Annotated in this window: 22 protein-coding genes; 17 read left to right on the forward strand and 5 right to left on the reverse strand. The window is 66.6% G+C overall.

Annotated elements, in window-relative coordinates; genetic code table 11:
* Positions 1-342: 342 nt before the first annotated feature.
* Positions 343-2,796: an endopeptidase La gene (gene lon / locus Mrose_RS00005; protein ID WP_119275385.1), complete on the forward strand. Its 2,454-nt coding sequence runs from the start codon at positions 343-345 to the stop codon at positions 2,794-2,796.
* 92 nt (positions 2,797-2,888) lie between these two features.
* On the opposite strand, the gene Mrose_RS00010 is transcribed toward lon, so the two are convergent.
* Positions 2,889-4,034 carry a deoxyguanosinetriphosphate triphosphohydrolase gene (locus Mrose_RS00010; RefSeq protein ID WP_119275386.1) on the reverse strand — a complete coding sequence of 382 codons (1,146 nt, stop codon included), beginning with the start codon at positions 4,032-4,034 and terminating at the stop codon, positions 2,889-2,891.
* Between the two features lie 266 nt (positions 4,035-4,300).
* Here Mrose_RS00010 and Mrose_RS00015 point away from each other — a divergent pair, with 266 nt between their 5' ends.
* The 3 genes from Mrose_RS00015 (at position 4,301) to Mrose_RS00025 (ending at position 9,793) form a co-directional block, all read left to right on the forward strand.
* Entirely contained in the window at positions 4,301-7,624 is a 3,324-nt protein-coding gene (locus tag Mrose_RS00015) for a PAS domain S-box protein (protein ID WP_182482606.1), read from the forward strand.
* Positions 7,614-8,648, forward strand: a complete 1,035-nt coding sequence (locus Mrose_RS00020) for an HD-GYP domain-containing protein (protein ID WP_119275388.1) — start codon at positions 7,614-7,616, stop codon at positions 8,646-8,648. Before Mrose_RS00015 ends, Mrose_RS00020 begins: the two co-directional genes overlap by 11 nt.
* An 86-nt stretch (positions 8,649-8,734) precedes the next feature.
* Positions 8,735-9,793, forward strand: a complete 1,059-nt coding sequence (locus Mrose_RS00025; RefSeq protein ID WP_119275389.1) for a TIGR04053 family radical SAM/SPASM domain-containing protein — start codon at positions 8,735-8,737, stop codon at positions 9,791-9,793.
* Between the two features lie 77 nt (positions 9,794-9,870).
* Here Mrose_RS00025 and hemG read toward each other — a convergent pair whose 3' ends face one another.
* The 3 genes from hemG to Mrose_RS00040 form a co-directional block, all read right to left on the reverse strand.
* Entirely contained in the window at positions 9,871-11,268 is a 1,398-nt protein-coding gene (gene hemG / locus Mrose_RS00030; protein ID WP_119275390.1) for a protoporphyrinogen oxidase, read from the reverse strand.
* On the reverse strand, positions 11,265-12,218 hold the full coding sequence (gene hemH, locus Mrose_RS00035; RefSeq protein WP_119275391.1) for a ferrochelatase: 954 nt from the start codon (positions 12,216-12,218) through the stop codon (positions 11,265-11,267). The genes hemG and hemH overlap by 4 nt, the downstream gene beginning before the upstream one ends.
* 122 nt (positions 12,219-12,340) lie before the next feature.
* Positions 12,341-13,147, reverse strand: a complete 807-nt coding sequence (locus tag Mrose_RS00040; protein ID WP_119275392.1) for a chlorite dismutase family protein — start codon at positions 13,145-13,147, stop codon at positions 12,341-12,343.
* Positions 13,148-13,225: 78 nt separating this feature from the next.
* Between Mrose_RS00040 and Mrose_RS00045 the strand changes: the two genes are divergently transcribed.
* From Mrose_RS00045 to ahcY, 6 genes are all read left to right on the forward strand, one after another.
* Positions 13,226-14,083, forward strand: a complete 858-nt coding sequence (locus Mrose_RS00045) for a DMT family transporter (protein WP_119275393.1) — start codon at positions 13,226-13,228, stop codon at positions 14,081-14,083.
* 92 nt (positions 14,084-14,175) lie between these two features.
* Positions 14,176-15,549, forward strand: coding sequence for a 30S ribosomal protein S12 methylthiotransferase RimO (rimO, locus tag Mrose_RS00050; protein ID WP_119275513.1), 1,374 nt, complete (start codon positions 14,176-14,178; stop codon positions 15,547-15,549).
* A gap of 111 nt (positions 15,550-15,660) precedes the next feature.
* Positions 15,661-17,004 carry a Trk system potassium transporter TrkA gene (trkA, locus tag Mrose_RS00055; protein WP_119275394.1) on the forward strand — a complete coding sequence of 448 codons (1,344 nt, stop codon included), beginning with the start codon at positions 15,661-15,663 and terminating at the stop codon, positions 17,002-17,004.
* On the forward strand, positions 16,979-18,460 hold the full coding sequence (locus tag Mrose_RS00060) for a TrkH family potassium uptake protein (RefSeq protein WP_119275395.1): 1,482 nt from the start codon (positions 16,979-16,981) through the stop codon (positions 18,458-18,460). Before trkA ends, Mrose_RS00060 begins: the two co-directional genes overlap by 26 nt.
* Positions 18,461-18,556: 96 nt before the next feature.
* Positions 18,557-19,030: an S-ribosylhomocysteine lyase gene (locus tag Mrose_RS00065; RefSeq protein ID WP_119275396.1), complete on the forward strand. Its 474-nt coding sequence runs from the start codon at positions 18,557-18,559 to the stop codon at positions 19,028-19,030.
* Between the two features lie 200 nt (positions 19,031-19,230).
* On the forward strand, positions 19,231-20,496 hold the full coding sequence (gene ahcY / locus Mrose_RS00070) for an adenosylhomocysteinase (RefSeq protein ID WP_119275397.1): 1,266 nt from the start codon (positions 19,231-19,233) through the stop codon (positions 20,494-20,496).
* Between the two features lie 9 nt (positions 20,497-20,505).
* Here ahcY and Mrose_RS00075 read toward each other — a convergent pair whose 3' ends face one another.
* A complete protein-coding gene (locus Mrose_RS00075; protein ID WP_119275398.1) occupies positions 20,506-20,895 on the reverse strand; it encodes a hypothetical protein in 390 nt (129 codons plus the stop codon).
* Positions 20,896-21,003: 108 nt separating this feature from the next.
* Here Mrose_RS00075 and gnd point away from each other — a divergent pair, with 108 nt between their 5' ends.
* The 7 genes from gnd (at position 21,004) to Mrose_RS00110 (ending at position 25,719) form a co-directional block, all read left to right on the forward strand.
* A complete protein-coding gene (gnd, locus tag Mrose_RS00080; protein WP_119275399.1) occupies positions 21,004-21,915 on the forward strand; it encodes a phosphogluconate dehydrogenase (NAD(+)-dependent, decarboxylating) in 912 nt (303 codons plus the stop codon).
* 77 nt (positions 21,916-21,992) lie between these two features.
* Entirely contained in the window at positions 21,993-23,366 is a 1,374-nt protein-coding gene (gene zwf / locus Mrose_RS00085; RefSeq protein ID WP_119275514.1) for a glucose-6-phosphate dehydrogenase, read from the forward strand.
* 25 nt (positions 23,367-23,391) lie between these two features.
* Positions 23,392-23,589, forward strand: coding sequence for a type II toxin-antitoxin system HicB family antitoxin (locus Mrose_RS00090; protein WP_027894091.1), 198 nt, complete (start codon positions 23,392-23,394; stop codon positions 23,587-23,589).
* Positions 23,589-23,801: a type II toxin-antitoxin system HicA family toxin gene (locus tag Mrose_RS00095; RefSeq protein WP_119275400.1), complete on the forward strand. Its 213-nt coding sequence runs from the start codon at positions 23,589-23,591 to the stop codon at positions 23,799-23,801. Before Mrose_RS00090 ends, Mrose_RS00095 begins: the two co-directional genes overlap by 1 nt.
* Positions 23,798-24,454 (forward strand): 6-phosphogluconolactonase, encoded by a 657-nt coding sequence (locus tag Mrose_RS00100; RefSeq protein WP_119275401.1) that lies wholly within the window; start codon positions 23,798-23,800, stop codon positions 24,452-24,454. Before Mrose_RS00095 ends, Mrose_RS00100 begins: the two co-directional genes overlap by 4 nt.
* Positions 24,451-24,762 carry a divalent-cation tolerance protein CutA gene (gene cutA, locus Mrose_RS00105; protein ID WP_119275402.1) on the forward strand — a complete coding sequence of 104 codons (312 nt, stop codon included), beginning with the start codon at positions 24,451-24,453 and terminating at the stop codon, positions 24,760-24,762. The genes Mrose_RS00100 and cutA overlap by 4 nt, the downstream gene beginning before the upstream one ends.
* A gap of 48 nt (positions 24,763-24,810) precedes the next feature.
* Complete coding sequence (locus tag Mrose_RS00110; protein ID WP_119275403.1) at positions 24,811-25,719, forward strand: magnesium transporter CorA family protein; 909 nt, start codon at positions 24,811-24,813, stop codon at positions 25,717-25,719.
* The last annotated feature ends 37 nt before the right edge of the window (positions 25,720-25,756 follow it).

Below are 25,756 nucleotides of genomic sequence, written 5' to 3' on the forward strand. Positions count from 1 at the left end.
GCCCCCCACGCCCCCGCCGCTGCGCTGGGCATCAGCCTGGGAGAGCAGGGGAAAGACCCCGAACACGGTGAGCAGCACCAGCAGCCACATCCAGATGCGTCGCATTGGGTCCAGCATAAGGCAACCGGCCCCGGCGCTGCCAAGCGCAACAGGTTAAAGACGCACCGCATTGAAACGTCAGAGGCAGTAAACTTGACAATACCATGCTCATAGTTCATGCTAAGACTTTATGGTACTAGGTCACCAATCCCCGCTCTAAAAGCGCTAGACTGCGCTTAGCACTTATACTCCACTTCGGCAGTTCTGGCCTTTAGCCCTGCAACATCGAACCAGGTGACTGTAATGAGCGAATCCAGCTCCAATATCCCCATCCCTGAAACCCTGCCGGTCTGCCCGGTGCGCGGCTCGGTCATCTACCCCACCATGGTCATGCCCATCGAGGCCGGACGGCCCGTTTCCATCCGGGCTATCGACGAGGCGCTGGCTCGCGACAAGATCATCCTCATCGCCTCACAGCGCGACAAGGAGATCGAGGAGCCCGGACCCGAGGACATGTACATGGTGGGCACGGCCTGCAACATCTTGCGCATGCGCAAGAACTCCGACGGCTCGGTGCAGATGCTGGTGCAGGCCTTCGCCCGCGTGCGGGTGAAGGCTTACGAGCAGCGCAAGGGCTACCTCGAGGCCAGCGTCGAGCCCATTCCTGAGTCGCAGGACAAGGAAGTCGAGCTCAAGGCGCTCTTCCGCGAGGTCAAGGCCCGCTTCGAGACGGTGCTCAAGGAGGGCAAATACCTCTCCCCGGAGACCGCCCAGTTCGTGCTCAACCTCGAGGACCCCTCCCAGCTCGCCGACTACATCGCCTTCCACGTCGACTTCAAGCTCGAGGACAAGCAGAAGCTCCTGGAGATCGCCTCCGCCGCCGAGCGCCTCAAGCGCGTGCTGGTGCTGCTGGACGCCGAGATCGAGCTCATGGAGACCCAGCGCCGCATTCAGCAGCAGGTTAAGGAGGAGATCGACCGCAACCAGCGCGAGTACTTCCTGCGCGAGCAGATGAAGGCCATCCAGCGTGAGCTGCACGGCGAGGAGGGCGATCAGGAGGTCGAGGAGTTCCGCGAGAAGATCGAGGCTTTGAGCTTGCCCGAGGCCGTCAAGGGCGAGGTCGAGCGCGAACTCAACCGCTTCGCCCGCATGCACCCCGACTCCGCCGAGGCCAGCGTGGTGCGCACCTACCTCGACTGGATCGTCTCGTTGCCCTGGAACACCCGCACCACCGACCAGATCGACCTCGCCGAGGCCGCCAGGATCCTCGACGAGGAGCACTACGGCCTGGAGAAGGTCAAGGACCGCGTGCTGGAGTACTTGGCGGTGCGCAAGCTCAAGCTCGAGCGCGTACGCAAGGGCGAGCTGAAGGAGGAGGAGGTCAGCAAGGGGCCCATCCTGCTTTTCGTGGGGCCTCCTGGCGTGGGCAAGACCTCCATCGCCAAGTCCATCGCCCGGGCGCTGGGCCGCAAGTACCACCGCATCAGCCTGGGGGGCGCACGCGACGAGTCGGACATCCGGGGCCACCGCCGCACCTACATCGGGGCCATGCCGGGGCGCATCATCCAGGGCCTGCGCCAGGCGGGCAGCAAGAACCCGGTCTTCTTGCTCGACGAGGTCGATAAGCTCGGAGCCTCCTACCAGGGCGACCCTGCGGCGGCGCTGCTGGAGCTGTTGGACCCGGCCCAGAACAAGGAATTCACCGACCACTACCTGGGCGTGCCCTTCGACATGAGCGAGGTGCTGTTCATCTGCACGGCCAACTTCCCCGACAACATTCCAGGGCCCTTGATGGACCGCATGGAGCTCATCGAGTTCACCAGCTACATCGAGCAGGAGAAGCTCGAGATCGCCAAGCGCTACCTGCTGCCGCGCCAGATCATGGAAAACGGGCTGAAGGAGAGCCAGGTGGTCTTCACCGATGCGGCCTTGTCACGGCTGATCAACTCCTACACCCGCGAGGCGGGGGTGCGCAACCTCGAGCGCGAGATCGGGGCGGTGCTGCGCAAGGCGGCGCGCAACCTGCTGGAGTCGGGCAAGAAGCGCGTGCGCATCATCGAGCACGACCTGGAGAAGTACCTGGGCCCGGCCCGCTTCCTGCCCGAAGCTGAGGCCCGCGAACCCCAGGTGGGCGTGGCGACGGGCATGTACTACACCCCGGTGGGAGGGGACATCATGTTCGTGGAGGTCTCCGCGACACCGGGCAAGGGGGGCCTGATCATCACCGGGCAACTGGGCGAGGTCATGAAAGAATCGGCCCGCGCGGCGCTGACCTACGCCAAGCGGAACGCCAGCCGCTTCGGGATTCCGCTCGAGAAGTTCGACAAGACCGACCTGCACCTGCACGTCCCGGCGGGCGCGGTGCCCAAGGAGGGCCCATCGGCGGGCATCGCCATCACCAGCGCCGTGGTCTCGGCCCTGACCGAAATTCCAGTGCGCAACGACGTGGCCATGACCGGCGAGATCACCCTCACCGGGCGGGTTCTGCCCATTGGGGGGGTTAGGGAGAAGGTGCTGGGTGCGCGTCGGGCGGGGATTCGTGAGGTGATCCTGCCCAAGAAGAATCAGCCCGATCTCTCCGATATCCCGGCCTACTTGCGCCACAACATGGTGTTCCACTTCGTCGAGAACCTCGACGAGGCCCTCGACCGCTCCCTGGTGGGCGGCCTGAAGGGCCTGGAGCAGCGGGCCAAGGCCAAGCGCGAGAAGACCAAAGCCAAGGCCCGCTCCAAGACCCCGGCGGTGGCTAGGGCTTGAGGAAGGTCGATAGCCGATAGCCCAAAAGCCAAAGTGTGCCGAACTTGAAGCAAGCAGGAGGGCCTGCCCCTCCAAAGGGCGGGCGATGAGGATCACCGCCCGTAAGGCTCGAAGAGCTTGGCGTACTCGTCGAGGGCATAGCGGTCGGTCATTCCGGCCAGGTAGTCGCACACCGCCCGGTGCAGGCCTTGGCTATCCTGCGCTTTTCGCACGCCCGGCGGCAGCAGGTCGGGCTGGCGGGTGTAGCTCTCGAAGAGTCGCTCGAGCACCAGCTTTGACTTGCTCACCTGGCGCACGACGTAGTAGTGACGGTAGAGGTTGGCGAAGAGGAAGCGGCGCAACTCGGCCAGGCGGGGCCTGAGGTGCTCGGAGTAGCACGCCAGCAGCGAGGGGTGGGCTCGCACGGCCTCGAGGCTGGTGATGGCGTGCTTTTCCAGGGCCTCGTGGGTGGCCTTGACGCAGTCGGTGATGATCAGGCCCAGCAGTTCGCGGATGAAGACGCGGCGCTGGAACTCGCTCAAGCTCTCGAGCCTGAAGCCCAACTCCTCGGCCAGCTCGGCCAGGAGCCTCACCTCGCCGAGCTGGGCCGGTTGCAGCAGGCCCGAGCGCAGCCCGTCGTCGAGGTCGTGGGCGTTATAGGCGATCTCATCGGCTAGGTTCACGACCTGGGCCTCGAGGCTGGGCCTGCGTTCGAGGCGCACGCCCTCTTGGGGGGTGTCGTAGAGGGTCTCGTGCTTCATGAGGCCCTCACGGGTCTCCCAGGTCAGGTTGAGGCCCCTGAAGCCGGGGTAGCGCTCCTCGAGGTAGGTCACGATGCGCAGCGACTGGCGGTTGTGGTCGAAGCCGCCGTGATCGTGCATCAGCTCGTTCAAGACCCGCTCACCCGCGTGGCCGAAGGGGGGGTGGCCGAGGTCGTGGGCCAGGGCGATGGTCTCGGCGAGGTCTTCGTTGAGCCCCAGGGCCCGGGCGATGGAGCGGGCGACCTGGGCGACCTCGAGGCTGTGGGTCAGGCGCGTGCGGTAGTAGTCCCCCTCGTAGTTGACGAAGACCTGGGTCTTGTACTCCAACCGCCGGAAGGCGGTGGTGTGGATCACCCGGTCGCGGTCCTTCTGGAAAGGCGTGCGGAAGGCCGATTCGCCCTCCGCGAACTCGCGCCCCCGGCTGTGCGCCGAGGTGCAGGCATAGGGGGCCAGGGTGGCGGCCTCGAGTTGCTGAAGTTTTTCACGGCTGTACAGCATGAATCTAGTCTACGGGGCGGGACAGATCGCTCGCTTCGCCGGAAGCCGGGCTGGGTCGGAGGGTTAATGCTGCTGACCCACGCACCTGGTCGGGGGATGACTAATGTAACCCGACCAAGCTGTAAAGCGTTTGTATAGTGACCTCGTGAAGGGCAGTGGTCCACAAGCGGTTCTTACATAACGCAAATCGTCTTTGGCTGAATTTGCCGCTAAGCGGAAAAGCTGCCCTGGTCGTGATATTGCCGGTTGCAATGCTTTTGGGGGGCGTGTTGGCATTCTTCGCTGCGCAGCAGGCCGAAGCGCGGACCTGGCTTCTGGTGAAGCGGGACTACGAGGTGAATCAGGCCCTCGACGGCTTCCAGCTGGGGCTCGAGCAGACTGCTGGGATGGTGCGGGGGTACTGGCTCACCCAGGACGAGAGCCTCCTCCGGCAGTATTCGCAAGGGTGGGAGCGGGCCCAGCGGCACCTCCGGCGCTTGGCCGAGCTCGGGGGGGAAGGGGGCAGCCAGCGCCACATCCAGAAACTCCAGGCGCTCAGCGCACAGCTCTACGAACTCCTGAGTGCCTCCATCGGCGACCTTCGCCCGGATAGCCAGCAACTCGCCGCCCTGACCCAGCGGCAGCAGGAGCTGCTCGAGGCCCTGCGCGTCGAGACCACGGCGTACCGCCAGGTCATGGGTCGGGAAATCGCCCTGAGCCTAGCCCAGGCCGAGGGCGAACACCGGCGGAGCTATTTCGTGCTGCTGGCCTCGTTGCTTTTGGGGGTGCTCACGGGCATCTGGGCGGCCCAACTGTTGAGCCGGGGCATCGTGCGGCGGGTGCGGGTGCTGCAGCAGAATGCCCTGCGCATCGCCCAGGACCAGGAACTGCTGCCCCACCAGCCCAGCCAGGATGAACTCGGCCAGCTCGCCGATGCGCTGCGGCAAGCCAAGGAACTCATCCAGGCGGAGCAGGAGCGCCTGAGGGTGGCCTTGCAGGCGGGAAAGCTCTGGCTGTTCGAGGCCGAGCTCTCCCAGGAGCAGGCCCGCCTCGACTCCCAGACCGACCGGTTCTTCCGCCGGGGAACCATCGCCGACGAGCGCCCCTCGAGCCTGCTGGAGATCCTCGAGCAGATCCACCCCGACGACCGGGAAAAGGTTCTGGCCGCCTGGAACCAGGCCTTCGCCACTAAGGAGCCCACCGAGATGGAATTCCGGGTGCTCGACTTCGCCGGCCAATCCAGCTGGCGTTCGGTGCGGGCCCAGGTCATCCGCAACCGGCTGGTGGGCGTGAGCATCGACATCAACGACCGCAAGGAGGCCGAAGAAGCCCTGCGCAAGGAGCGCGCCCTGTTGCACGACATCCTCGAGTACGCCCCGCTCATGGTCTTCCTCAAGGATACCGAGGGGCGCTACCTGATGGTCAACCGCGCCTACGAGACCATAGACGGGCGCTCGCGACAGGAGATCGTGGGTAAGACCGACCTCGAGATCTTCCCCCCAGACATCGCCCGTACCTTCCGCGAGCACGACCGCGAGGTGCTGCGCCTCGGCCAGCCCATCGAGTTCGAGGAATCCGACCTCAGCCGGACCTTCAGCTCCATCAAGTTTCCCCTGCGCAGCCACACGGGTGAGATCTATGGCCTGGGCGGGATCTCCGTCGATATCACCGAGCGCAAGCGCATCGAGGCCGCTCTGCAAAGCAGCGAGACCCGTTTCCGCCTGCTGGCCGAGGCCAACGTGGCCGGGGTGGTGCTCAGCGACGCCGAGGGCGGGATCAGCTACGTCAACCAGGCCTACGTGCAGATGCTGGGCTATACGCGCGAGGAGTTCGAGCAAGGCCGCATCCGCTGGACGGAGATCACCCCGCCCGAGTGGCTGCCCGTCGACTGGCAGAAGACCGAGCAGGTGCGCCGGGAAAGGGCTTCGGTCATCTACGAGAAGGAGTATTTCCACAAGGATGGCCACCGAGTGCCGGTGCTGATGGCGCTTTCGCGCATCGAGCTGGCGGGGGATGAGCACTTCATCGTCACCGTGCTCGACCTCTCCGAGCGCAAACGGGCCGAGCGGGCCCACGAGGAGGCTATGGCCCTCCTGCGCACCACCCTCGAGTCGGTGGAGGAGGGGCTGGTCGTGCTCGACCTCCAGGGCCGGGCCCAGGTCTACAACCGGCGCTTCCTGGAGATGTGGGGCCTCGACGAGGAGGTGTTGAACGGGGATGTTGCCCAGCGCTCGGAGTTTTTCCTCTCCCGCCTCGCCCAGCCGCCTCCCTTTGGGATCGATCCTTATGGCCTGCTGGCCGACCCCCTGGCCGAGGTGCGCGACACCCTGCGCCTGAAGGATGGGCGGGTGCTGGAGCTGCTCAGCCGCGCGCAGCAGGCCGGGGGAGAGGTGCTGGGGCGGCTGTGGGCCCTGCGCGACATCACCGCGCAGGTGCAGGCGGCCTCGAGCCTGCAGGCGGCGAAGGAGGAAGCCGAGCGGGCCAACCGGGCCAAGAGTGAGTTCCTCTCGCGCATGAGCCACGAGCTGCGCACCCCCCTGAACGCCATCTTAGGCTTCGCCCAACTGCTGCACATGGAAGCGCTCGAGCGCGAGCAGGCCGAGAGCGTCGAGCAGATCCTGCGGGCGGGCCACCACCTGCTCGAGCTGGTCAACGAGGTGCTCGACATCACCCGCATCGAGGCCGGGCGGATTTCGCTGTCCATCGAGAGCGTGCCCTTGTGCGGGGTGGTGCGCGAATGCCTGGACCTGCTGCGCCCTCTGGCCCAGCAGCGCCACATCGCCCTGCAAACCGACGGCCTCGAAGGGGGGCAGTTCGTCCTGGCCGACCGCCAGCGCCTGAAGCAGATCCTCTTGAACCTGCTCTCCAACGCCATCAAGTACAACCGTGAGGGGGGCTGGGTGCGCCTGTCGTGCCAGCCGCACTCCGGTGAGTGGCTGCGCCTGAGCATCAGCGACAGCGGCATGGGTATCGCCAGCGAGAAGCTGGAGCGGCTGTTCGAGCCCTTCAACCGCCTGGGGGCCGAAGCCAGCGGGGTGGAGGGCACGGGGCTGGGGCTGGCGCTCTCCCGGCGCCTGGCCGAGGCCATGGGGGGTACACTGGGAGTCGAGAGCGAGGTGGGGGTGGGTACAACCTTCTGGCTCGAGCTGCCCCTGGCCCAGGCGCAGCCTGTGAGCGAGGAGTGGCCGCTCGAGCCCCTGCCAAAGCCGCTGGTTCTGCCGGAGGGTGAAATCCGGACCCTGCTGTACATCGAGGACAACCTCTCCAACCTGCGCCTGGTGGAGCGGTTGCTGGCCCGCTGGCCTAACGTGCATCTGATCTCGGCCATGCAGGGGCGGCTGGGCCTTGAGCTGGCCCGCTCGCTGAAGCCCGACCTGGTCCTCCTCGACCTGCACCTGCCCGATATCGCCGGCCAGGAGGTGCTCTCGCGGCTGAAAGCCGATCCCCAGGTACTGGGCATCCCTGTAGTGGTGGTCAGTGCGGACGCCTCGCCCCAGCAGGTGCAGGGGGTGCTGGCCCGCGGCGCGGTGGATTTCCTGGCCAAGCCCCTGGACATCGAACGATTCCATCAGGTATTGAGCAGCGTTTTCGGAGGTGTGTATGAAGCCTGAGCCCATGACCGTTCTGGTGGTCGATGATGAGCCCGCCAACGTCGTCTTCCTCGAGCGCCTGTTGCGCAAGGACGAGGGGCTGCGGCTCATCAGCACCCAAGACCCCCGGGAGGTCGTCGAGCTCTACATTCAGCACCGGCCCGACCTGATCCTGCTGGATTTGCACATGCCCCACCTCGATGGTTTCGAGGTGCTCGAGCAGCTCAGGCGCCTTGAACTCGGCGGCGACGTGGTGCCCAAGGTGGTGCTCACCGCCGATGCCACCCCGGAGGCCAAGCACAGAGCCCTCTCGCTGGGAGCCAGGGATTTCCTGACCAAGCCCCTGGATGCCCTGGAGGTGTTGCTGCGGGTGAAGAACCACCTCGAGACCCGCCGCCTGTACCTGGCCTTGCAGGGAGAAAACACCCTGCTCTCGGAGGTTGTGCGCGAGCGCACCCAGGAGCTCGACGCCGCCCGGCTGGAGGTGCTCGAGCGGCTGGCCAGGGCCGCCGAATACCGCGACGACGAGACCGGCGAGCACGTCAAGCGCGTAGCAGCCAACGCCGCCCGGCTGGCCGAGGCTTTAGGGCTGGAGTTCGCCACTGTGGACATGATCCACCACACCGCTCCGCTGCACGACGTGGGCAAGATCGGCATCTCCGACCTGATCCTCAAGAAACCGGGCAAGCTCACGCCCGAGGAGTTCGAGATCGTCAAGACCCATACCCTCATCGGTTCAGGGCTCCTGGCCGGTGGGCGCACCGAGATGCTGCGGGTAGCCGAGCGCATCGCCCGCTCGCACCACGAGCGCTGGGACGGCTCGGGCTATCCCGATGGGCTGTGTGGAGAAGCCATCCCCCTCGAGGCCCGCATCGTGTCGGTGGTGGACGTCTTTGACGCCCTCACCAGCCGGCGGCCCTACAAACAGGCCTGGCCCGTCGAAGAAGCCCTGGAAGAAATCCGCAGGCAAAGCGGCAGGCAGTTCGACCCCCGCATCGTCGAAGCCCTGCTGAGCATTCAAAAGGCCCTGCGGGTCGAGGAGTAGCTCGCCCTGCCGCCATTCGGGGAACACCCCCAGCCTGGGGGTGGGGCCGGGACATCTGTCTAAAGAGACTCCCCGATCATGCAAACGTGCGTCCTGACTTTAGCCGTTACCCTTTTCTGGTGGCCTGGGAGATGACCCACGCTTGCTTGCTGGCCTGCAAGCACTGCCGCGCCTCTGCCGAGCCCGACCCGCTGCCGGGCGAGCTCAGCACCGAGGAGGGCCTGCGGCTGCTGGAAGAGCTGGCCACCTACACCCCCAAGCCCATCCTGCTCCCCACCGGGGGCGACCCCCTGCGCCGGCCCGACCTGTTCGTGCTGCTGGAGAGGGCCCGGGAACTCGGGCTCACCGTGGGGATCACCCCGGCGGTCACCCCGCTGCTGACCAAAGAGGTCGTCGAGCGTTTCAAGGCGCTGGGGGTCCACCAGATGGCCCTCTCGCTGGATGGGGCCAGCCCCCAGACCCACGACGGCTTCAGGGGGGTGCCCGGAACCTTTCAGCGGGCCATGGAGGCGCTCGAGTGGGCCCGCGAAGTGGGCCTGCCCACCCAGATCAACACCACCGTCACCCGCCTCACCCAGGCCGAACTCTCCGGCATCGCCCGGATCATCCGTGAAAAGGGCGTCGCCACCTGGGAGGTGTTTTTCCTGGTTCCCGTCGGGCGCGGGGCCTTGCTCAGCCAGCTATCGCCCGAGGAGTACGAGCAGGTCATGCACTGGCTCTACGAGGCCAGCCGCGACCAGGGGATCAAAATCCGCACCACCGAGGGACCGCACTTCCGACGGGTGGTCATGCAGCGGCGCAAGGCCGAGGGCGTGGAGGACCAGGCCTTGGTAGGGCACGGGCGCGGGGTCCACCTCTCCGACGGCAACGGCTTCGTGTTCGTCTCGGCCACCGGCGAGGTCTACCCCTCGGGTTTCCTGGCCGAGTCGGGCGGAAACATCCGGCAGCGCCCGCTGCGGGAGATCTACCAGAGCAGCCCGCTCTTCACCAACTTGCGCGACAAGAGCCTGCTACGGGGCAAGTGCGGGATCTGTGAGTACAAACAGCTTTGCGGGGGGAGCCGCGCGAGGGCTTGGGCCGAGACCGGCGATTACCTGGGCTCCGACCCGCGCTGCGCCTATCAGCCTCGAGCCTGGCAGAGCTGATGCAAAGGACTTCTTGCGATAGCCGACAGCTACCTCGTCGCGTTGCCCACAAACACCCGCCGATCCCGGCGGGTGTTTTACCCCACACGGCCTGATTGTCCGTGTGGGGTATTCGTGGGAACCGCTCTCAGGAATTCCACGGCTCGAGCCGCTTTCTCCTGGCCCATCCGCACCACCTCGGGCAGACCCACCCCGAAGTAGGCGGCCCCGGCCAGGAAGAGCCCCGGCAGGGATTCGGCCTCCATCGCCGCCGCCACGCGCTGCTGGTGCCCCAGGGTGTAGTGCGGCAGGCCCTCCTGCCAGCGGAAGACCCAGCTGCGCTCGGGCGGAGGCACCTTGCCCCACAGCCGTTGCAGGTCGGCCAGGGCCAGTCGGACCAGCTCGGCCTCGTCGGCCCTGACCCCCGAGAAGTAGGCTCGCACCAGCCCATAGCCCTCCGGGGCGCGGCCTTTCCACTTCTGGTCGGTCCAGGTGAAGCCCCGCACCGCGAAATTCCGGCCTGTCGCTATCAGCATCCCGTGGCCCACTCGGGGGGGCAGGCCCTCGAGGGGGAAGGCCAGCGAGACCGTGGCCGAGTCGCCGTAGGGGATCTGCCGCAGGGCTCCAGCCGCGGAGGGGTGAAGGGGTTCCAGCAGGCGGGCGCTGACGCTGGCCGGGGTCGCCAGGATCACGGCGTCGGCCTCGAGCCAGCCCTCCGGGGTGTGGATGCGCCAGCTCTCGCCCCGGCGCTCGAGCGCGGTCGCGGCGGTGCCCAGCCGCACCGTCACGCCGGTGAGCTTGTGTTCTAGCGCCCGAACCCACTGCCCCAAGCCGCCCTCCAGCGAGGCGAAGAGCTGGCCCGCCTCCCGGCTTCCCCGCTGGCTGCGCTGTTTGAGCGCCCCGCGCACCAGGCTGCCGTGCTCCTGCTCGAGGGCCTTGAGCTGGGGAAAGGCCGCCAGGGTGGAGAGGGAGTAGGGGTCGCCGCCGTAGATGCCCCCTGAGAGGGGTGCCGCCAGCCGCTCCCAGACCTGCCGCCCCAGGCGGCGCTGGATGAAGGCCCCGAAAGGCTCGTCCCCTGCCTGACCCCTGGGCAGCAGCAAATCCAGCAAGGCCCGGGCCTTGCCGAAGGGGGAGAGCAGGGGCGTGAGGGCGAGGGCCTTGAGATCGCCCGGCACCACCATCTGCAGCCCAGCGGGGATAGGCAAGGCCCGCTCCCCGTCGTGGATCAGGGCCGAGGGCTGGGCGGGGAGGGTGCCCACGACCTGCCCCTCCAGCCCCAGCTCCTTCATCAGGGCCAGGGCCCAGGGCTTGTAGCGCACCACCGCGTCGGGGCCGCCCTCGAGCACGAAACCCTCCTCGGCCACGGTGCTGACCTTGCCCCCCAGCCGCTCGGCGGCCTCGAGCAGGCTGACCTGCAAGCTGGGGTCGGCCCGGTGGGCATGGTAAGCCGCGGCCAGCCCGGCCATCCCGCCCCCGACGATCACCAGGCGGCTCATCGGAACTCCGCCCATCGCCGGCTCACCACGTCGCGCAGCACCTCGATGTAGTCGGGGTCGGCGTTGAGGCTGCGGGTGCGCAGCAGGCGCAGGCCCAGGCGCCGAGCGGTGTTGTGGGCTTCGTAGTCGAGGTCGTAGTAGACCTCGAGGTGGTCGCTGGGGAAGCCCACTGCCGTCACCACCACCTCCTTGTAGCCCTGCCCGGCGGCCTGCTCGAGCCGCTCATTGATGTCAGGACCGATCCAGGGCTCGGGGGTGCGCCCTGCCGACTGCCAGGCAGTGTCCCAGTTTCGCAGGCCCAGCCGCTGCGCCACCAGCTCGGCGGTGGTCCGGATCTGGCCCTGGTAGCGCCCGTCCTGCGCGGCCCGCTCGGGGATGGAGTGGGCGGTGAAGAGGAAGAGGGCCTGCTCTGGGTCCGCCAGCCGCCACAACTGCTCGCCCACCCGCGTGGCGATGGCCTGCACGTAGCCGGGGTGATCGTAATAGTCCTCCACGTAGCGCATCTCGAAGGGCCGCCCCAGCTCCTCGAGGGCCTGCTCCACCTTCTCCTGGTACTCGGCGATGCTGCGGGAGGAGTAGTGCGGAGCGGCCACGATGCCCACCGCCCGCTTTACGCCGTCCTCGGCCATGGCCTGCACCGCTTCCTTGATGAAGGGGTGCCAGTGCTTGGTGCCGTGGTAAACCCGCGCCGGGCCGCGCACCCGCGCTCCGGGCGAAGAGCCGAGGGGCTGGGCGAATAGGGGCAGCGTCGCGTTGAGCGCGGCCTCGAGCCGCACCGCCTGGGCGTAGGTGATCTCGTTGAGGGGACTGCGCCCGATGAGCTCGTAGCGCTCCTCGAGTTCCTCCAGCAACTCCTTCGTAGGGGGACGGCCCCGACGGATGTCGGTGTAGTAGGCTTCGATCTCACTGCGCCGGTAGGGCGTGCCGTAGGCCATCAGGAGTACGTTCATCGTTGGGTCCTTTTGAGGTCGTCCGTGAGAGATGCCAATAGCCAGGAGGCGCCGAAAGTCGAAGACTGGAGGCTCGTGGATATCCTCCCTTGCCCCCAAAGGGCGTCAGGCGTTCGACATTCTCAGGCCAAATCTTCCATCACCTCGAGGATGTCCTTCTTCACGCAGGTGAACATCGGCGTGTCGCGCAGGGTGTAGAGGCTGGCCTCGGTAAAGCGCAGGCGCTGGACGAGGTCTACGAACTCCTGGGGGTAGTTGGAGTCGAAGGCTACGACGAATTCCTGGTCGTCGATGCCGTAGGAGTAGCTGGTGTTGAGCGTGACGCCGGTGAAGGGCGCAGAGACGTAGATGTGCTCGTCCATCATGCCCTGGCGGGCCTGGGGGGAGAGGTTGTACCAGGCGCGGGTCTTGACGAAGGGGTAGACGAAGAGGTAGTTGCCCTCGCCGGGTTTGAGGTGAACGCCCTCCCCTTCGGGGTTGAAGCGGTCGACGTAGATCGAGCGCTTTTGCATGGACAAAAGGGAGTAGGGCTGGGTCAGGTAGCCGCCCAGGACGGTCCGGTTGAGCTCGCGCTGCATGGCTTGGAAGTCGCGCACGTCGAAGGAAATGCGCCAGAGCATGAAGTCCACGTCGGCCCGCAGCCCTACCAGGCTGTAGGTGCGCAGGATGAAGCCATCGCCGCGCTCGGCCCAGCAGCGGCACACGTGGGCGAACTCGGCCTTGGCCGCCTCGCGCTCCTCCTTGCTCAGGCGGCGGAAGGCGGGCTCGAGCTTGTAGAAGCTATAGTTGAGGAACTGTCGCTTGGCCTGGTCGGGGGCTTTGCGGCTGATGAGGCCGGCGGGGTCGAGCTCGACCATGCGGCGGGTCTGCTTTTCCTCGTACTGGCGCTGCAAGCCGCCTTGGGGTTGGGTGGTGGTTTCGTCTGCCATAACCGAGTTAAGGTAGCACGTTCGGGCTGGAGACACATGCCCCTCAGTCGCAATCCCCGGTTAGACTCTTGGGAGCTTATGAGCGACGTGCAGCGAGGATTCGTGGCCGGGGTGCTGGCCTCGGCGATCTGGGGCGGGATGTACGTGGTCTCGAAGGTGGTGCTGGAGGTCATCCCGCCCATTACCCTGGTAGCCATTCGCATGGCGATCGCCTTCGTGGCGATGCTTTTGTATCTGCGCCTGCTAGGCCGCGACTGGCGGCTGCCCCGCGTGCTGTGGGGGCGGGTGCTGGCGATGGGGCTGGTGGGCTATGCCCTCTCCATCACCGCGCAGTTCATCGGCACTGCCCTGGCCGGGGCCGCGCTGGGCTCGCTGATCACGACTGCCTCGCCGTTGGTCACGGTGGCCCTGGCCTCGCTGCTGGGCCTCGAGCGGGTCACGGCCAGGGCCTGGATGGGCTTGGGCATTGCCCTGCTGGGGGTCTGGGCGCTCTCCGGCAGTGGGGAGGCCAACTTGCCGGGCATTCTGTGGCTGCTGCTGGCTGCCCTGACCTGGGGCATCCTGGGCCTCATCGGCGGCCAGACCGTGCGCCGCTACGACCCGGCGCTGGTCTCGGCCTGGGCCAGCCTGGTGGGGGGCCTGGCCCTGCTGCCTTTAGTTCCGGGGGAGCTGGCCCGCCAGCCGGTGGGGGAGATCACCGCGGGGATCGTGGCCGGGGTGCTCTACCTGGGTATTGTCTCCACGGCGGTGGCCTTCACGCTGTGGGTGTACGCGGTGGCTCGAGCGGGCTCGGTGCTCAGCGGCATCGCCTTCTTCGCCCAGCCCGCGGTAGGGGCTTTGCTGGGGTGGGCGCTGCTGGGCGAGTCGCTGGGGTTGGGGTTCGCGCTGGGGGCGGGGTTGCTGATAGCGGGGGCGCTGGTGGCGCGGCCAAAGTGACTCCCGCGCCTGCGGCCCAGCGGGCACCTGCTATACTCAAGCGGTTGCCCCCGGGCCGCGCCGTGCGCGGCTGCCGGCGGGCCCGGAGAGCTATGGCAGGCAAGGTTGGCTTCGTGAGCTTGGGCTGTCCCAAGGCGCTGGTTGATTCCGAGCAGATCCTCTCGCGCTTGCGCGCGGAGGGCTACGAGACTTCCCCCACCTACGACGGAGCCGACGTGGTGGTGGTCAACACCTGCGGCTTCATCACCCCGGCGGTCGAGGAGTCGCTCTCGGCCATCGGGGAGGCGCTGGCCGAGAACGGTAAGGTGATCGTCACCGGCTGCCTGGGGGCCAGGCCCGAGGTCGTCAAGGCGGCGCACCCAGAGGTGCTCGAGGTCACCGGCCCCGGCGAGGTAGACCGGGTGCTCGCCGCCGTGCACCAGGTCATCCCGCCCGACGCCAACCCCTTCACCGCCCTCATCCCGCCCGCCGTCAAGCTCACCCCGCGCCACTACGCCTACCTCAAGATCGCCGAGGGCTGCAACCACAAGTGCAGCTTCTGCATCATCCCCAAGCTGCGCGGTCTGCAGGTCTCGCGCGATGCCGCCGAGGTGCTCTTCGAGGCCACCCGGCTGGTGAGCACGGGCACCAAGGAACTCCTGGTTATCGCCCAGGACTCCTCGGCCTACGGCGTGGACATTCGCCACCGCGAGTCTGACTACGCGGGCAGGAAGGTGCGGGCCCACCTCGTCGACCTCGTGCGCGAACTCTCCGAATTGGGGGCCTGGGTGCGCCTGCACTACGTCTACCCCTACCCCCACGTGCGCGAGCTAGTCCCGCTGATGGCCGAGGGCAGGCTGCTGCCCTACCTCGACGTGCCCCTTCAGCACGCCAGCCCCCGCGTCCTGCGGGCCATGCGTCGCCCCGGCGGGGCCGAGAGCCACCTCAAGACCATCCAGGAGTGGCGCGCCATCGCCCCCGACCTGGCCATCCGCTCGAGCTTCATCGTGGGCTTTCCCGGCGAGAGTGAGGAGGATTTCCAGCTTCTCCTCGACTTCATCGCTGAGGCCCGGCTCGACCGGGTGGGCTGCTTCACCTACTCCGAGGTGGAGGGCGCCGACGCCAACGCCCTGGAGGGCCGTGTGCCCGAAGAGGTCAAGGAGGAGCGCAGGGCCCGCCTCATGGAGCTGCAAAGCCGGGTGAGCCTCGAGAAGAACCGCTCGCGCGTGGGGCAGGTGCTCGAGGTCATCGTCGATGAGTACGGCGAACTGCCGGGACAGGTGGTAGGCCGCAGCAAGTACGATGCTCCGGGCATCGACGGGCTGGTCTACGCCGACACCGACGGCACGGTCAAGATCGGTGACATCATCGAAGTAAGGATCACCCAAGCCGACACCTACGACCTGTACGGGGAGATGACCCGGGCGGTGGCCTGGAAGCCCAATGTTCCGGTGATGGGCGTGGCAGACAGCCTAATCCGGTTGTAAGCTAAGGTCGTTTTGATGAAGCGTCCTGCGCCATGCGTTCTACGTCGTACGCCCGCTGTTTCGGCGTGCGGTGTCCAGCGTTTGGCCTTGGGCGCTCAGCGGAGCTGAGCTATGCACATCGTCATTGCGGGAGCAGGCGAGATCGGCGGCCAGATTGCCAAAGCTCTTCACACCGTTCACGACATCGTGGTCATCGACCGCGAGGCCGAAACCCGCGAGAAACTGGCCCAACTCGACGTGCAGGTGTTGGTGGGTTCGGCCACCGACGTGGAGGTTCTGCGCGAGGCCAAGGTGGACATGGCCGATGTCTTCGTGGCCGCGACCAACTGGGACGAGGTCAACCTGCTGGCCTGCATGCTGGCCAAGGGCCTGGGGGCCAGGGAAACGTTGTGCTTCGTAGGCAAAGCCAGCTACATGGACATTCTCAACGACCCCCGCGCCATCGAGATCCTGGGTACGCGCATCGACAAGGTGCTGTGGCCTCAGCGCTCGCTGGCTAAGGAGATCGTCGAGGTGATCCAGGTGCCCGGCGCGGTCGATGCCGAGGTAGTAGCGGGCGGTCGCCTGCACTTCGTGGAATACCGGGTGCAGGAGGGCGGCCCTTATGCCCAAAAGGAGATAGCCCTGCTGGACTGGCCCGAGGGGGTGTTCCTGGCTGGGGTGCTGCGGGAGGAGCGCTTCATTGCCTCCACCGATTTCGATTTCAAAACCCTGGTCCTCGAGCCCGAAGACCGTCTGTTCTTCATGACCACCCACCCCGGCTTCGACGCCATCCAGGCCTGCTTCGCCTCCAAGCGCAGCCGGGGCGTGCGGCGGGTGATGGTGGTGGGTGGGGGGAACGTGGGCTACATGACGGCCAAGGAGCTCCTGACGCGTCGCCTCGAGGTCACCATCATCGACCACAACTCCGAGCGCTGCGCCTGGCTGGCTGAGAACTTGCCCGGAGCCTGGGTGCTCGAGGGCGACGGCACCAACCTCGAACTCTTGGAGTCGGAGGGGCTCGACCGCACCGACGTGCTGGTAGCCGTCACGGAGAACGACGAGAAAAACCTGCTGGTATCGCTCATCGCCAAGCAACAGGGCGTGCCCAAGGTGATCACCCGCGTCAACCGCACCGAGAACCGCCGCCTCTTCGAGCACGTGGGCATCGACATCCCCATGACCCCGCGCCAGGCCGCCGTGCGCGAGGTGCTCGACTGGCTGTTGCCCGACAACATCGACCACCTGGCCCTCATCGAAGACCGGGTGGAGCTCATGGAGCTCGAGCTCCCCCCCGACTTCCGCTCCAGGCCCCTGAGTCGGCTCGAGCTGCCCCAAGGGGCGGTGGCCGTGGCCCTCGAGCGCGAGCGCAGGGTCTTTCTGCCCGAACCCAACCTCAGCGCCAACCCAGGTGACAAAATCCTCATCCTCTCTGCCCGCGAGGTCACCGATGCGGTCCTGGCGAAGGTCAGCTGAAGCCCCCCTGTCGCCGATCCCGGTGGCGACCTACGTCACGGGGACGGTTTTTCTGGGCCTGGGCGGCGTTATGGGTCTGCTGGGCGTGGTGGATGGCCTCTACGGCGAGGACGTGCTGGGTTTTGTGCTGGGGGCGCTGCTGGGGATCGGCATGGGGTTGCTCTTTCGCCGTCTGGGAAGTGTCCGCAGTGAGCCCAGCCGGGCCGAGGCCCTCTTCACGGTGGCGGCTTTGTGGCTGATGATCCCGGTGCTGGGGGCGGTGCCCTTCTGGGTTTCGGGCGGGATGCCCTACCTTGACGCGCTATTCGAGGCCATGTCCGGCTTCACCACCACCGGGGCCACGGTGCTGAGCGACTTCAGCGCCTGGGGCTATGGGCTGTTCTTGTGGCGCAGCCTGATCCAGTGGTTTGGCGGCATGGGGATTCTGGTGCTGTTCATCGTGGTGTTGCCCCACCTGGCGGTGGCCGGGCGGCAGATGTTTTTCGCCGAGATCACGGGGGTACAAAAGGAACAGCTCACCCCAAAGCTGCGGCAGACCGCCCAGGCCATCCTGCGGGTCTACCTAACCCTGACGGCGGTGACCCTGGTAGCCTACCTCCTGTGCGGCATGTCCCCTTTCGAGGCCGTTGCCAACACCCTCTCCACCGTATCCGCAGGAGGCTTCAGCCCCAACCCCCAGAGCTTCTCTGCCTACAGCCCCCTCATCCAGTGGGTAGCAGCGGGGGTGATGTTTCTCACCGGAGTCAACCTGCTTTTGCAGTACCGGGTGTTCTTCGGGCGTGAGTTGCGCGCCCCCATGCGCGACCCTGAGTTCCGCGCCTATGGCCTAGTCGTGCTGTTCGCCGGGCTGGCCCTGGCCCTCACCCTCTACCTGCGCCACGGCTACGGCCTCGAGCCCGCCCTGCGCCACGCCTACTTCCAGGTTACCTCGCTGATCACTGGGACCGGCTTCGCCAGCACCGACTTTGCCCAATGGGTTATCTCCGCGCAGGCCATCCTGGTGTCCTTGATGTTCGTGGGGGGCAGCGCGGGAAGCGTGGGCGGCAGCATCAAGGTGATCCGCTGGCTGGTGGTGGGGGCTATCGTGCGGCGCGAGTTCATACGGGTGCTGCACCCCCAGGCGGTGCTGCCGCTGCGGGTGGGTAAGAAGAGCCTCACCGACGACGCCATGCGCTCGGTCGCGGCCTTCATCACCCTCTACGTGATGCTCTTCGGCTTCGGGGCAGTAGTGCTGGGGATGCTCGAGGAAGATTTCGTCGTAGCCTTCACGGCTTCCGCCGCCGCTGTGGGCAACATCGGGCCGGGGTTGGGGGCAGTAGGGCCGATGGCCCACTATGCTGAGCTGCACCCTCTGTCCAAACTAGTGCTGATCTTCCAGATGTGGGCCGGGCGTATCGAACTGATCGCGGTCTTCTCGCTCTTCACGCCCGAGCTGTGGCGCAAACTGCGGAGTTAGGGCGCGCGGGTTGCCTACGGCGGATGACTATCGGCACTCCCATAAACGTGACCTCGAGGCCCCCCCTCCACCCCTCGAGGCTCTAGACTCGTGGCTATGTCGGACTACGTGATTGTCGAATCCTTCCGCCTCGACCACACCAAGGTGCGCGCCCCCTACGTGCGGCTGGCCGGGGTCAAGCTCACGCCCAGAGGTGACCGCATCGAGAAGTACGACCTGCGCTTCATCCAGCCCAACCAGGGGGCCATGCCCACCGGGGCCATCCACACCCTCGAGCACCTGCTCGCCGGGTACATGCGCGCCCACCTCGAGGGCATCGTGGACATCTCCCCGATGGGTTGCCGCACCGGCTTCTACATGGTGGCGCTGGGCGAGATCGGCCCCGAGCGGGTCAGGGAAGCCTTCGAGCAGACCCTGCAGGACGTGGTCAACCACGGCGCGGACATTCCGGGGGTCTCGGAGCTCGAGTGCGGCAACTGGCGTGACCACGACCTGGCCACCGCCCGCGAACTGGCTCGAGAGGTGCTCGAGCGCGGGGTGATCGTGCAGGAGACGGTGGAGATCGCGTGATGTCGTACGTTGAACGCGGGTCGTACGTCGTACGCAATACGCCTCGCCCCTCGACTTAGACCCTCGACAAACCACGAGCCACGAGCTAACGGCTCACTGCTGACGGCTGATGGCCTCGAAGGTCCTCGAGCGCTCGGTATCCAACGCTTGCGACCCGGTACACTGGAAGCACCCCACACCGGGATGCTAAGGAGGGTACTGTGGCCGTCAAGGATTACGACATTCGGGACTTGGATTTGGCCGAGATGGGACGGGGCCGCATTGACTGGGCGGCCCAGGAGATGCCGGTGCTGCGCCAGATCGCTGAGCGCTTCGCGCGAGAGAAGCCGCTCGAGGGCGTTCGCATTGCGGCCTGCCTGCACGTCACCACCGAGACCGCCAATCTCGTGCGGGCCTTGAAGGCGGGCGGTGCCCAGGTGGCCCTGTGCGCCTCCAACCCGCTCTCGACCCAGGACGACGTGGCGGCTTCGCTGGTGGTCCATGACGAGATCCCGGTCTATGCCATCAAAGGCGAGGACACCAAGACGTATTACGCCCACCTCGAGGCCACCTTGGCCCACGAGCCCCACTTCACCATGGACGACGGCTGCGACCTGGTGAGCCTCATCCACAAGGAGCGCCGCGGCCTGCTGCCGAACATCTTCGGCGGCACTGAGGAGACCACCACCGGCGTGATCCGACTGCGGGCCATGGCCGCCGATGGAGTGCTTTCCTACCCAGTCATCGCCGTCAACGACGCCCAGACCAAGCACATGTTCGACAACCGCTACGGCACCGGCCAGAGCACCCTGGATGCCATCATCCGAGCCACCAACGTGCTGCTGGCGGGCAAGACCGTGGTGGTGGCGGGTTATGGCTGGTGCGGGCGGGGCGTGGCTTCGCGCGCGCGGGGTATGGGGGCGCACGTGGTGGTGACCGAGGTCAACCCGCTCAAGGCCCTCGAGGCCACCATGGACGGCTACGTGGTCATGCCCATGCTCGAGGCCGCCCGCATCGGCGATATCTTCATCACCGTCACCGGTAACATCAACGTGCTTGATGCGCAGCACTTCGCGGTGATGAAGGATGGGGCCATCCTCTGCAACTCGGGTCACTTCAACGTCGAGATCAACATCCCCGCGCTCGAGACCGCCGCCCGCGAGAAGCGCGTGGGCCGCCCCTTCATCGAGCAGTACACCGTGGAGGGCGGACGCAGCATCAACTTGCTGGCCGAGGGTCGCCTGGTCAACCTGGCCGCCGCCGAGGGCCATCCCAGCGCGGTGATGGACATGTCCTTCGCCAACCAGGCCCTCTCGGTGGAGTACATGCTCAAGGAGCGGGGGAGGCTCGAGGTGGGCGTTCACCCCGTTCCCGAGGCCATCGACCAGGAAATCGCCCGGCTCAAGCTCGAGGCCATGGGCGTTCGCATCGACCGGCTCACCCCCGAGCAGGAGCGCTACCTGGCCTCGTGGCAGGAAGGGACTTGAGCTTGGCAGCTAAAAATCGATGCTCATCTTGTACCGCCCGCTGCGGCCTTCCTGGTCGAGCTCGAGCTTGAAGCTCAGGTTGTTGCGCTGGTAGCGGGCTTCGATCTTGGTGGCTTGGCTCTTGCGCTCCAGGGTCCAGCGGCTCCACCCGGCTCTGGAGAGGAAGTCGTGGAAGTAGGCGTAAACGCGGTCGAGGTCGGCGCCGGTCTCGAACTCGACCTCGCTCGAGCCATTGCTCTTTTCTTCTCTTTTGAGGATGCGGCTGCCGGGGTAGGCCGGAAGGCCAAGACGGCTGTTGACCAGGGTGGGCGACCTGTCGGGCTCAGGTGCGGGCGTGGGCTGCACCATCAGCACGCACGACGAGAGTAAAAGCACCAGCGGCACAAACAGGAGTCTCATGAACTCGAGTCTAACCGGCGAAGATAAACGCTTTCTGAGTCGCGTCGTCGAGGGCACGTCCCCGACTCCTCGGAGCGAATGAGTGCAAAGCACGATAAACTTTGGGGCATGGACCTGGCGATGATCGGCCTGGGACGAATGGGAGGCAACATGGCCCGCCGCCTGCTGCGGGCGGGCTTCGGCGTGCTGGGCTACGACCAGGCCTCCGAAGCGGTGCGGGCGCTGGAAGCCGAGGGGCTGGTTGCCGCCCCCTCCCTGGAGGCTCTGCGCGGCTTACTTCCCGCGCCACGCACGGTATGGCTGATGCTCCCGGCGGGAGCGATCACCGAGAACACCCTGAGCGAGTTGGCGAACGTGCTCGAGCCCGGCGACCTGGTGATCGACGGGGGCAACGCTTACTACAAGGACTCCCAGCGGCGCGCGGCCCGGCTGGCCGAGCGGGGCATCCTCTTCGCCGACGTGGGGGTCTCGGGCGGGGTGTGGGGCCTCGAGAACGGCTACGGCCTGATGTTGGGGGGCACGCCGGAGGTGGCGCGGCGGCTCGAGCCCGTGCTCCGGGCGCTGGCCCCCTCCCCCGATAGCGGTTGGGTCCACGCCGGGCCGGTGGGGGCGGGGCACTTCGCCAAGATGGTCCACAACGGCATCGAGTACGGCATGATGCAAGCTTTGGCCGAGGGGCTCAACCTGCTGCGCAAGAAGCGGGAGTTCGGCTTCGACTTAGCCCGCCTCACCGAGGCTTGGCGGCACGGGACGGTGATCAGGAGCTGGCTCCTCGACCTCACGGCGCAGTACCTCGCCAGCGACCAGGACCTGGGCGACATCGCCCCGGTGGTGGCCGACTCGGGCGAGGGGCGCTGGACGGTGCTCGAGGCCGTCGAACTGGGGGTGCCCATCCCGGTGATCACCCAGTCGCTTTTTACCCGCTTCGAGAGCCAGGACGAGGAAGACTACGACGAGCGCCTGCTGGCAGTGATGCGCAAGATGTTCGGCGGGCACGGGGTGAGGAAGGCCCAAGACTGAGGGGGAGCACGGACGATGGTGAGACTCATGGCGTTTGGTGTTTGGCGTTTGGTCTGCGGCGCGGCCAGAGGGTGCCCATGATCGACCTGGTGATCTTCGGTGCGACCGGCGACCTGGCCGCGCGCAAGCTGTTTCCGGCCATCTACGAACTCGAGGCCGCGGGTTACCTGCCCGAGGAACTGCGCATCGTGGGGGTAGGCCGCAAGCCCTGGAGCGAGCACGAGTTTGACAAGAGCGTGCGTGAAGCCCTCGCCGAGTTCCAGAAGAACCTCGAGGCCGACGTAGTGGAGCGCTTCATCCGGCGCACTACCTACCGCCAGATGGACTTCTCGCCCGAGAGCTTTGAAGCCCTGGCCAAGGACAGCGCTCCCTCGAGCATCTTCTATCTCTCCCTCCCCCCCGACGCCTTCCCCGTGGTGGGCACCGGGCTGGGCGAGGCCGGGCTGGCGCGCGAGAAGGGCAACCACTTCCGCCGCCTGGTCATCGAGAAGCCCTTCGGCCACGACCTCCAGAGCGCCCTCGAGCTGCAGGCTACCCTGACGAAGCACTGGGACGAGAGCCAGATCCTGCGCATTGACCACTTCCTGGGCAAGGAGACGGTGCAGAACATCCTGGTCTTCCGCTTCGCCAACTCCTGGCTCGAGCCCTTGTGGAACGCCCAGCACATCGCCCAGGTGCAGATCACCGCCGCCGAGAGCATCGGCATCGAAGGGCGCGGAGCCTTTTACGACAAGGTGGGGGCGGTGCGCGACATGATGCAAAACCACATGATGCAGCTGCTCACCCTCTCGGCCCTCGAGCCCCCGCCCCGCCTCGAGGCCGACCTGCTCAGAAACGAGAAGAACAAGGTGCTGCGCTCGGCGCGTCCGCTCTCCTCCGGCGACATCGTGCGTGGCCAGTACACGGGCTACTTGGAGGAGGCCGGGGTGAAGAGCTCCAACACCGAGACCTTCGCGGCGCTGCGGCTGTACCTCGACAACTGGCGCTGGAAGGGCGTGCCCTTCTACTTGCGCACGGGCAAGTCGATGAGCAAGAAGCGCACCACCATCGCCGTGCAGTTCCGCGAGCCACCCACCCAGCTTTTCACCGACACCCACTGCGACCCCGGCTCGAGCTGGGTGGTGCTGGAGCTTCAGCCCAACGAATCACTGCACCTGGAGATGCAGGTCAAGACCCCCGGCTTGCAGTTCGGCTCCAGGCCCGTGGTGCTCTCGACCCCCTACAGCAACGGCGACGCCCACGAGCTCTCGGCCTACGCCACGCTGATCCTGGACGCGCTTGAGGGCGACGCCAGCTTGTTCATCCGCTTCGACGAGGTGGAGTGGGCCTGGCGCCTGATCGAGCCGGTGCTGGGGGCCAACCAGCCTGTCGAACTCTACTCTGTAGGCTCCGACGGCCCCGCCGGGCAGCACTACCTGATGGAAGACCTGCACCGCTGGCGCAGCCTTTAATGGTGGGGTTGCTACAATACGGGCGATGAAATACACGGTTGTTTTGCACCCTTCCGAGGAAGGCTACGCGGTCTCGGTCCCAGGATTGCCGGGCTGCTGGAGCCAGGGACGCGACGAAGCCGAAGCCCTCGAGAACATCCGAGAGGCCATCCACGAGTACCTCGAGGCGATCGCCGAGTTAACCCAGGACGCGATGACCCGTGAGGTCGAGGTCGCGGCTTAATGCCGAAACTGCCGGGCATCAATCACCTCGAGGCCATCCGGGCTTTTGAGAAAGCGGGCTTCAGGATCATCCGCCAGGGCAAACATACCGTCATGAGCGATGGCGTACGGGTCTTGACCATTCCCTGCCACAACCTGATCAACGCCACCACCATGGGTGGGTTGGTCCGGGATGCCGGCTTGAGCATCGAGGAATTCAAGAACCTCTTATGAGCTACCAGGTTCAGCGTTTTTCCACCCCCCAGGCCGCCTCCGAAGCCCTCGCCCGCCTGCTGGCCGAGCGTCTGTCGGCTGGGGGCCGCGCGGTGCTGGGCGGAGGCAACACCCCGCTGGCCGCCTACCGGGCCTTCGGCCAGGCCGACATCCTGTGGAACCGCGTGCAGCTCATCGCCTCCGATGAGCGCTGCCTGCCCGAGGGCCACCTCGAGCGCAACGACGTGCAGATTGCAAAGGCCATCGGCACGACGGTCCTGCCCTACACGCTGCACTCCTTCCGGGCCGAACTCGGGCCCGAGCGCTCCGCCGAGGCGAGCGAGGGGCTGGTGGAGTCCTTGCTGCCCTTCGACGTGGTGACGCTGGGGCTGGGCGAGGACGCCCACACCGCCAGCCTCTGGCCGCACGTGGACCTGGGCAGCGAGCGCCTGGTGCTGCCGGTCCACGGCGCCCCCAAGCCCCCGCCCGAGCGGGTCTCGCTGAGCCCCAAGGCCCTTTCGCAGACGCAACTGGTGGTGTACCTGGTGACTGGGGCCAGCAAGCGCGAGGCCCTGGCCCGCTTCCTGCGCGGCGAGGACGTGCCCCCGAGCCGGATCCGAGCGCCCGAGGTGCTGGTCTTCGCCGACGAGGCCGCGTATCCTGACAGGGTATGAACCTGGTGGTGCTGTGTACCGTCCCCGACGAGGACTCCGCCCAGAGCATCGCGCACGCCCTGGTGGCGGAGGGGCTCGCGGCCTGCGTGAACGTGCTGCCCCGCCTGACCTCGGTCTACCGCTGGGAGGGCGAGGTGACGAGCGGTGAGGAGTTGCTGCTGATCATCAAGACCCGCCAGGAGCGCTACGCCGCCCTCGAGGCCCGCATCAAGGAGCTCCACCCCTACACCGTGCCCGAGATCATTGCCCTGCCCATCCAGCACGGCTCCAAGGATTACCTCGACTGGCTGATCCAGAGCACCCAGTAACTACCCGCTGTCCCCGGCAGGTATGCTGTTCTCGCGTTTGATTGGAATATGATCCGCGCCAAGCAGCTCGCTGACGGCATGACCTCTGGGCCCCTGCAAGCGCGGGTTTGGGTGGACGTCGAGACTCCCACGCCCGCGGAGGTCGAGCTGCTCAAGAGCCAGTACCCTATCAACCCCCTCGCCCTCGAGGACGCCCAGGAGATCGGGCACTGGAGCCGCTTCGAGCAGTACCCCAACCACCTCTTCCTCATCTTCCGCACCCTCGAGACCCCCCACACCCCTAAGAGCCGCACTGAGCGGGTGAGCTATTTCTACTTCCCGCAGAGCCAGGTGCTCCTGACCTACCGCAACGAGCCCGTCGAGTACATCGAGAAAGCCTGGGAGAGCTTCCGGGGTGGGAGCTGCATCTGGCTGTGGCAGCAACTCGTCGATAGGGGGGTGGAGACCTTCTTCGCCTACGTCGAAGCCCTCACCGACCGGCTCGAAGACCTCGAGGAGCTCGCGCTCGACGGCGACGACACCAGCCAGGTCCCCCGCCAGGTGTTCGCCCAGCGGCGCGAGGTGCTGCGCATCCGGCGGCTGGTCTCGCAGGCCCGCGAGGCCCTGCTGCACCTCGAGCGCCTGCCTGAGCTCGGCAGCGATGCCTACCTCTTCCGCGACCTCACCGACCGCATGGGCCGGGTCTACGAGGGCCTCGACGCGGCTCGAGACGAGCTTTCCAACGTGCTCGAGGTCTACCTCTCCGCCCAGAGCAACCGCCTGAACAAGGTCGTACAGGCCCTCACGGTCATCTCGGTGCTCTTCCTGCCCATGACGCTGTGGGCCGGGATTTACGGCACCAACTTCGACAGCTTCAGCGAGTACCATTGGCCCTACGGCAGGTTGTTCTTCTGGAGTGGACTGGTGGTGATCGCGGGCCTGCTGGCTTTGTGGATGAAGCGCCGGGGCTGGTGGTAGCTGCTCATCCCTCACTCCAGGGGTCGTTTGCTTCCAG

This window comes from Calidithermus roseus, from assembly GCF_003574095.1.
Taxonomy (GTDB): domain Bacteria; phylum Deinococcota; class Deinococci; order Deinococcales; family Thermaceae; genus Calidithermus; species Calidithermus roseus.